This is a genomic window from Mesorhizobium sp. M7D.F.Ca.US.004.03.1.1 (genome assembly GCF_003998635.1).
Classification (GTDB): Bacteria; Pseudomonadota; Alphaproteobacteria; order Rhizobiales; family Rhizobiaceae; genus Mesorhizobium; species Mesorhizobium loti.
In genome coordinates this window covers 1-7,092 of record NZ_RZQG01000256.1, presented here as the reverse complement: position 1 = coordinate 7,092, position 7,092 = coordinate 1, and the positions used below count along the sequence as shown (strand labels likewise).

6 protein-coding genes are annotated in these 7,092 nt (G+C 65.0%); all 6 read right to left on the bottom strand.

All coding sequences use genetic code 11. From position 1 onward, the window contains the following. The coding region (locus EN935_RS16180; protein ID WP_164771157.1) for a molybdopterin-dependent oxidoreductase at positions 1-1,341 on the bottom strand (1,341 nt) is incomplete at its 3' end. A 3-nt stretch (positions 1,342-1,344) separates the two neighbouring features. Further along, complete coding sequence (gene nirD / locus EN935_RS16175) at positions 1,345-1,674, bottom strand: nitrite reductase small subunit NirD (RefSeq protein ID WP_109661329.1); 330 nt, start codon at positions 1,672-1,674, stop codon at positions 1,345-1,347. 5 nt (positions 1,675-1,679) lie between these two features. After that, positions 1,680-4,130, bottom strand: coding sequence for a nitrite reductase large subunit NirB (gene nirB / locus EN935_RS16170; RefSeq protein WP_127265038.1), 2,451 nt, complete (start codon positions 4,128-4,130; stop codon positions 1,680-1,682). A gap of 4 nt (positions 4,131-4,134) precedes the next feature. Beyond that, entirely contained in the window at positions 4,135-4,932 is a 798-nt protein-coding gene (locus tag EN935_RS16165; protein ID WP_127265037.1) for an ABC transporter ATP-binding protein, read from the bottom strand. Positions 4,933-4,942: 10 nt separating this feature from the next. Next, a complete protein-coding gene (gene ntrB, locus EN935_RS16160; protein ID WP_109660193.1) occupies positions 4,943-5,833 on the bottom strand; it encodes a nitrate ABC transporter permease in 891 nt (296 codons plus the stop codon). A 70-nt stretch (positions 5,834-5,903) separates the two neighbouring features. Continuing rightward, on the bottom strand, positions 5,904-7,092 hold a 1,189-nt coding region (locus tag EN935_RS16155; RefSeq protein WP_164771156.1), incomplete at its 5' end, for a CmpA/NrtA family ABC transporter substrate-binding protein.

Genomic DNA, 7,092 nt, shown 5'->3' with positions numbered 1-7,092 from the left:
GCCCCAGGCAGCGGCGGGCAGCCGGACATGGGCGTGGCGGACGGTGTCGGTCTCGGCCAGCACGTCCGACACCACGACGAACGGGCAGGCCTTGATCGCCGCTTCGACGGCATCGGCGTCCGGCATCGAATCGACCGGATTGGTGGCCATGATCCACAGCGCCTTGATGCGCCCCTCGGCCAGCGCCTGGAACATCTCGACCGCCTTCAGGCCGGGCTTTCCGGCAATGGCCGGCGCATTCCAGAAGCGCTGCACGCGCTCGCGATGCTCTGGGTTTTCGATTTCCATATGGGCGGCGAGCATGTTGGCCATGCCGCCAACCTCGCGGCCGCCCATGGCGTTGGGCTGGCCGGTCACCGAGAACGGCCCTTCCCCCGGTCTGCCGATGCGGCCGGTGGCGAGATGGCAGTTGATGATGGCGTTGACCTTGTCGGTGCCCGAGGACGACTGGTTCACCCCCTGGCTGTAGACCGTCACTGTTTTCGGCGTCGCCGCGAACAGGCCGTAGAAGCGGCCAAGCTCGTCCTCGCTCAGGCCCGTGGCGGCGGCGACGCCGGCAAGGTCGAGCACGGAGGCGGCGAACAGCGCTTGCCCGAAGCCGGTCGTGTGCGCCGTGATATAGGCGCGGTCGAGCGCGTTGTGCTGGCCGAGATAAGCGAGCAGCCCGGTGAACAAAGCGACGTCGCCATCGGGCGCGATTGCCAGATGCATGTCGGCAATATCAGCGGTCATGGTGCGGCGCGGGTCGACCAGTACGATCTTCACCTCCGGTCGCTTTTCCCGGGCAGCCGCGATGCGCTGGTAGAGCACGGGATGGCACCAGGCGAGGTTGGAGCCGACCAGCACGATCAGGTCGGCAAGCTCCAGATCGTCATAGGTTCCCGGCACGGTGTCGGAGCCGAAGGCGCGGCGGTGGCCGGCAACCGACGATGCCATGCAAAGGCGCGAATTGGTGTCGACGTTGGCCGAGCCGACAAAGCCCTTCATCAGCTTGTTGGCGACGTAATAATCCTCGGTCAGCAACTGGCCGGAGACATAGAAAGCGACCGCATCGGGCCCGTGCTCGGCGATTGTCTGCGAAAAGGTCGAGGCGACAAGGTCGAGCGCCTCGTCCCAGCCGGCGCGACGGCCGTAGATCTCCGGATGCAGCAGCCTGCCGTCGAGATCGATGGTCTCGGCCAGTGCCGAGCCCTTGGAGCAGAGCCGGCCGAAATTGGCCGGATGGTCGGGGTCGCCGCGGACGGACACTTGCCCGTCCGCGGCGACCTTCGCCAGCACGCCGCAGCCCACCCCGCAATAGGGGCAGGTGGTCCTCACCTCGCGCGCTGCGTCGATCTCCATGGTTCAGGCCGCGCGGCTGGCCAGCGCTTCCAGCGCAATGAACAGACGCTCGCCTTCGACCCGCACCGGAATGCTGCGCACCGCGCCCTCGTCGGCGCCGAGCGCCTTGCCCGTCTCCAGCGAAATCACCCAATTGTGCAAGGGACAGGTCACCGCCGTGCCGTGCACGATGCCCTGGCTGAGCGGCCCGCCCTTGTGCGGGCAATGGTCGTCGATGGCATAGACCTGATCGTCGGCGGTACGGAAGACGGCGATTTTTCCCTCGGGCGTGACGACGCAGCGCGCTCCGCGGCGCGGGATGTCCGAGAGGGAGCCGATTGATATCCAGTTCATCATGATCACTCCGCCGCCTGCGCAAACCCGACCGAGGCCATCGGCCGGAATTCGTGCTTGTCCTTGCCGGAAACGCGCTCCGACCACGGGTCGACCTGGGCGAATTTCTGGCTGAAGACGAAGCGCTCGTAATAGGCCTTGCGCTTGTCGCCATCGTCCATGATCTGGCGCTTGATCTCGGGGATGCCGATGCGCTTGGCCCATTTGTAGATGCGCTCAAGATAGCGACCCTGCTCGCGGTACATCTGGGTCAGCGCCACGATGTGCTCCAGCGCCTCGTCCTCGGTCCTGACCATGCCCAACACCTCGGTGCCCTTGATGTCGAGGCCGGCCGCCCCGGCAAAATGGATTTCGTAGCCGGAGTCGACGCAGATGACGCCGACATCCTTGCAGGTCGCCTCGGCGCAGTTGCGCGGGCAGCCCGACACCGCCATCTTGACCTTGGCAGGCGTCCACGAGCCCCACATGAATTTCTCGATGCGGATGCCGAGGCCCGTCGAATCCTGAGTGCCGAAGCGGCACCAGTCCGAGCCGACGCAGGTCTTCACCGTACGCAAACCCTTGGCATAGGCATGGCCGGAGACGAAGCCGGCCTGGCCGAGATCGGCCCACACCGCCGGCAGGTCTTCCTTGCGGATGCCGAGCATGTCGATGCGCTGGCCGCCGGTGACCTTGACCATCGGGATTTCGAACTTGTCGACGACGTCGGCGATGGCGCGCAGCTCCGCGGCGTTGGTCACCCCGCCCCACATGCGCGGCACCACCGAATAGGTGCCGTCCTTCTGGATGTTGGCGTGGACGCGCTCGTTGATGAAGCGCGACTGGTAGTCGTCGGCGTAGTCGTCCGGCCAATCGCAGACGAGATAGTAGTTGAGCGCCGGCCGGCATTTGGCGCAGCCGCAGGAGGTCGTCCATTCCAGTTCCTGCATGACGGCGGGAATGGTCTTCAGGCGCTTGGCGATGATCAGCCGGCGCACCTCGTCATGGCCGAGCGTCGTGCAGCCGCACATCGGCTGCACCGCCGCCGGATTGTATTTGTCGCCGATGGTCAGCACCATCAGCTTCTCGACCAGCCCGGTGCAGGAGCCGCAGGAGGCCGAGGCCTTGGTGTGGGCGCGCACGTCGTCGAGCGAGGTCAGGCCCTTCCCCGCAATCGCACCAGTGATCTTTCCCTTGCAAACGCCGTTGCAGCCGCAGATTTCCGCATCATCCGGCAAGGCTGCAACGGCCGCCATAGGGTCCAGCGGGGCACCCCCCTGGTAGGACTGGCCGAAAATGAGCGTATCGCGCATTTCGGATATGTCGGTCTGCTTCTTCTTCAGATCGTTGAACCACGCACCGTCCGCCGTCTCGCCATAGAGCACGGTGCCAATGATGCGGTCGTCCTTCAGCACCAGGCGCTTGTAGACGCCGGCGGCCGCGTCACGCAGCACGATCTCCTGGCGGTCCTCGCCCTCGGCAAAGTCGCCGAGCGAGAACAGGTCGATGCCGGTGACCTTGAGCTTGGTCGGCGTGTCCATATGGACGAAGGCCGCCGCTTCGTTGCCGGCAAGCTGGCTGGCTGTAACGCGCGCCATCTCGTAGAGCGGTGCCACCAGGCCGTAGACCTGGCCGTTGACCTCCGCGCATTCGCCGAGCGCGTAAATATCAGGGTCGTTGCTGCGCATGCCGGCGTCGACGACGATACCGCGATTGACGGCGATGCCGGCCTGTTTGGCCAGCGCCGAATTCGGCCTGATGCCGACGGCCATCACCACCAGCGTTGCCGGAATGATCGTGCCGTCGGCGAGTTCCACCTGCCCGACCTTGCCGTTGCCGGTGATCGCCTGTGTGTTGGCCTTGGTGATGACCTTGATGCCGCGCTGCTCCACCGCACGCTGCAGCAGGTAGCCGGCGGCCGGATCGAGCTGGCGTTCCATGAGCGTCGGCATGACATGCAGCACGGTGACGTCCATGCCCTGTGCGTTCAAGCCCGCCGCCGCCTCCAGCCCGAGCAGGCCGCCGCCGATGACCACCGCCTTGGCCCGTGACTGGGCAGCGAGCATCATCGCCTGCACGTCGTCGAGGTCGCGATAGGTCAGCACGCCCGGCAGGTCGTGGCCGGGCACCGGAATGATGAACGGCACCGAGCCGGTGGCGATGACGAGCTTGTCGTAGGGCTCGGTGACACCATGATCGGAGGTGACGGTCTTCGCTGCCCGGTCGATGGCGACGATCTTGTGGCCCTTGTAGAGGGTGATGTTGTTGGCGATGTACCAGCCGTCGCCGTGGATGATGATTTCCTCATAGGCCTTCTCGCCCGACAGCACCGGCGACAGCATGATGCGGTCGTAATTGACGCGCGGCTCGGCGTTGAAGATGGTGACAGTGTAGCGGCCCGGCGCCTGTTCCAAAAGGTGCTCCAGCATGCGCCCGGGGGCCATGCCGTTGCCGATGATGACCAGTCTTTCGCTCATGGTGTTACTCCGCGGCTTCGACGAAGCGGTGGCGTTCGTAGAGGAACTTCAGCACCGCCTCGCGGCAGCGCAGGAAGGTCCGGTCGGAAGAGAGTTCGACGCGCCGGCGTGGCCGCGCCAGCGGCACGGCAAGCACCTCGCCGATGGTCGCCGCCGGGCCGTTGGTCATCATGACGATGCGGTCGGACAAGAGCACCGCCTCGTCGACATCATGAGTGATCATGATCGTCGTCGAGCCGAGCCGCGAATGGATGTCCATCACCGCGTCCTGCAGATGGGCGCGCGTCAGTGCGTCGAGCGCGCCGAACGGCTCGTCGAGCAGCAGGATCTTCGGCTCCATGGCCAGCGCTCGGGCAATGCCGACGCGCTGCTTCATGCCGCCCGATATCTCTGCCGGGCGCTTGTCCTTGGCATGCGCCATCTGCACGAGGTCGAGATTGCGCATGATCCAGTCATGCCGCTCGGCCTTGCTCTTCGAACGGCCGAAGACCTTCGACACCGCGAGATTGATGTTTTCGTAGACGGTCAGCCACGGCAGCAGCGAGTGGTTCTGGAACACCACGGCGCGTTCGGGACCGGGACTGTCGACCTCCTTGTCCTCAAGCAGCACGGCGCCGGCCGACACTTTGGTCAGCCCGGCGATCAGATTGAGCAGGGTCGACTTGCCGCAACCGGAATGGCCGATGATGGAGACGAATTCGCCCTTGTCGATGGTCAGCCTGATGTCCTTCAGAACGTCGCTGACCTGGGCACCACGAGTGAAGGATTTGTCGATATGGTCGAGTTTCAGATAGGCCGTCATCGCCCTCTCCTCACTTTGCCGTTGTGCCGCGGGTGACGAAGGCGCCGACCGCCGCGACCAGCCGGTCGAGGCAGAAGCCGGTGACGCCGATATAGGCGAGCGCGACGATGATGTCGGGCAGCCGCGACGAGTTCCACGCGTCCCAGATGAAGAAGCCGATGCCGACGCCGCCGGTCAGCATTTCGGCGGCGACGATGGCGAGCCAGGACAGGCCGATGCCGATCCTCAGGCCGGTAAAGATGTAGGGCGCGGCGGCCGGCACCATGATCTTGACGAAGAATTCGAACTGGTTGAGCCGCAGGATGCGCGAGACGTTGCGGTAGTCCTCGGGGATGTTGCGCACGCCGACGGCCGTGTTGATGATGATTGGCCATATCGAGGTGATGAAGATGACGAAGATCGCCGACGGGCTGGAATCGCGGAACGCAGCCAGCGACAGCGGCAACCAGGCGAGCGGCGGCACCGTGCGCAGGATCTGGAACACCGGGTCGAGGCCGCGCATCGCCCAGATCGACTGACCGACCAGCGCGCCGAGCGCGACACCGACGATCGCCGCCAGGCCGAAACCGATGGCAACGCGCTGCAGCGAGATCAGCACCCGCCAGGCGAGCCCGATATCCTGCGGGCCATTGTCGAAGAACGGATGCGCGATCAGATCATAGGCCTCGTTCCAGACCTGGGTCGGCGGCGGCAGGCTCGATGTCGGCGACGAACAGGCGATCTGCCAAACGACCAGCATCAGCGCGATGACGATGATGGGCGGCACCAGCGCGCTCGCCAGTTTGCCGGCGATGGCGAGCGGATCGAAGCGGCGCCGCGCCCTGGCGGTGAAGGCGATGACCGCCGCCGGCTTCGCGGGGAACGCCTTCACTGTTGTGTCCTCGATAGTCTGGATCGACATGTCTGGGAAAAACTCCGTGGGGCAGATAATTCGAGCGACAAACGGCGCAAGGCGCCGTTTGCGCAGAGGTTCAAGCCAATGCCTTGATCTTCAGGCTGTCGAGATAGGCGGACGGATTGGCCGGATCGAAGATCTTGCCGTCAAAGAAGGTCTCGATGCCGCGCGACGAGGACGCCGGAACGTCGGCTGCCGCGACGCCGAGATCCTTGGCCGCCTCGCGCCACAGATCCTCGCGGTTGACCTGGTCGACCAGCGCCTTGATGTCGGTGGTCGGCGCGAATTTGCCCCAGCGGATGTTCTCGGCGAGGAACCATGCATCATGGCTCTTGAACGGATAGGAGACGCCACCCTTCCAGAACTTCATGTAGAGGTCGGTGCCGTTGGCGACGCGGCCATTGCCGTAGTTGATGTCGCCCTTGAGGCGGCCGATGATGTCGGCGACAGGCACGTTCATCCATTGCCGCTTGCCGATGATGGCGGCCATCTCGTCCTTGTTTTCAGTGGCCTCGCACCATTGCTGGGCTTCCATGACGGCCATCAGGATCGCCTTGGTGGCGTTCGGGTATTTGTCGATGAATTCGGCGCGCAGGCCGAGTGCCTTTTCCGGATGACCCTTCCACAACTCGCCCGTCGTGGCAGCGGTGAAGCCGACGCCCTGGTGGACGAGCTGCTCGTTCCACGGCTCGCCGACGCAGAACACGTCCATGTTGCCAACCTTCATGTTGGCCACCATCTGCGGCGGCGGCACGACGATGGTCGAAACGTCCTTGTCGGGATCGATGCCGCCGGCGGCCAGCCAGTAGCGCAGCCACAGATCATGCGTGCCGCCCGGAAAGGTCATCGCGGCCTTGATTTCCTTGCCGGCCGCCTTCTTGGCGGCGAAGGCGTCCTTCAGCTTCGAGGCGTCGAGGCCGACGCCGGTGCCGGCATATTCCTGGGCGACCGAAATGCCCTGGCAGTCGTAGTTGAGCCGCGCCACGATCGCCATCGGCATCGGCTGGTTGTTCTGCGTCGCCTTGCCGGTGTGCATGAGGTAAGGCAGCGGCGTCAGGATGTGGGCGCCGTCGATGCCGTTGGCAGCACCCCCGAGCATCAGATTGTCGCGCGTCGCGCCCCAGGAAGCCTGCTTGAGCACCTCCACATCGGGCATGCCGAACTTGGCGAACATCCCCTTCTCCTTGGCGATCATCAGCGGTGCCGCATCGGTGAGCGCAATGAAGCCGAGTTTGGCGCCGGTGACCTCCGGAGTGGCGGCGGGG

What these genes read in the sequence shown, in the direction of transcription:
- nirD (WP_109661329.1), bottom strand. Translation starts at nt 1,674, where the DNA reads ATGAACTGGATATCAATCGGCTCCCTCTCGGACATCCCGCGCCGCGGA.
- nirB (WP_127265038.1), bottom strand. Translation starts at nt 4,130, where the DNA reads ATGAGCGAAAGACTGGTCATCATCGGCAACGGCATGGCCCCCGGGCGC.
- EN935_RS16165 (WP_127265037.1), bottom strand. Translation starts at nt 4,932, where the DNA reads ATGACGGCCTATCTGAAACTCGACCATATCGACAAATCCTTCACTCGT.
- ntrB (WP_109660193.1), bottom strand. Translation starts at nt 5,833, where the DNA reads ATGTCGATCCAGACTATCGAGGACACAACAGTGAAGGCGTTCCCCGCG.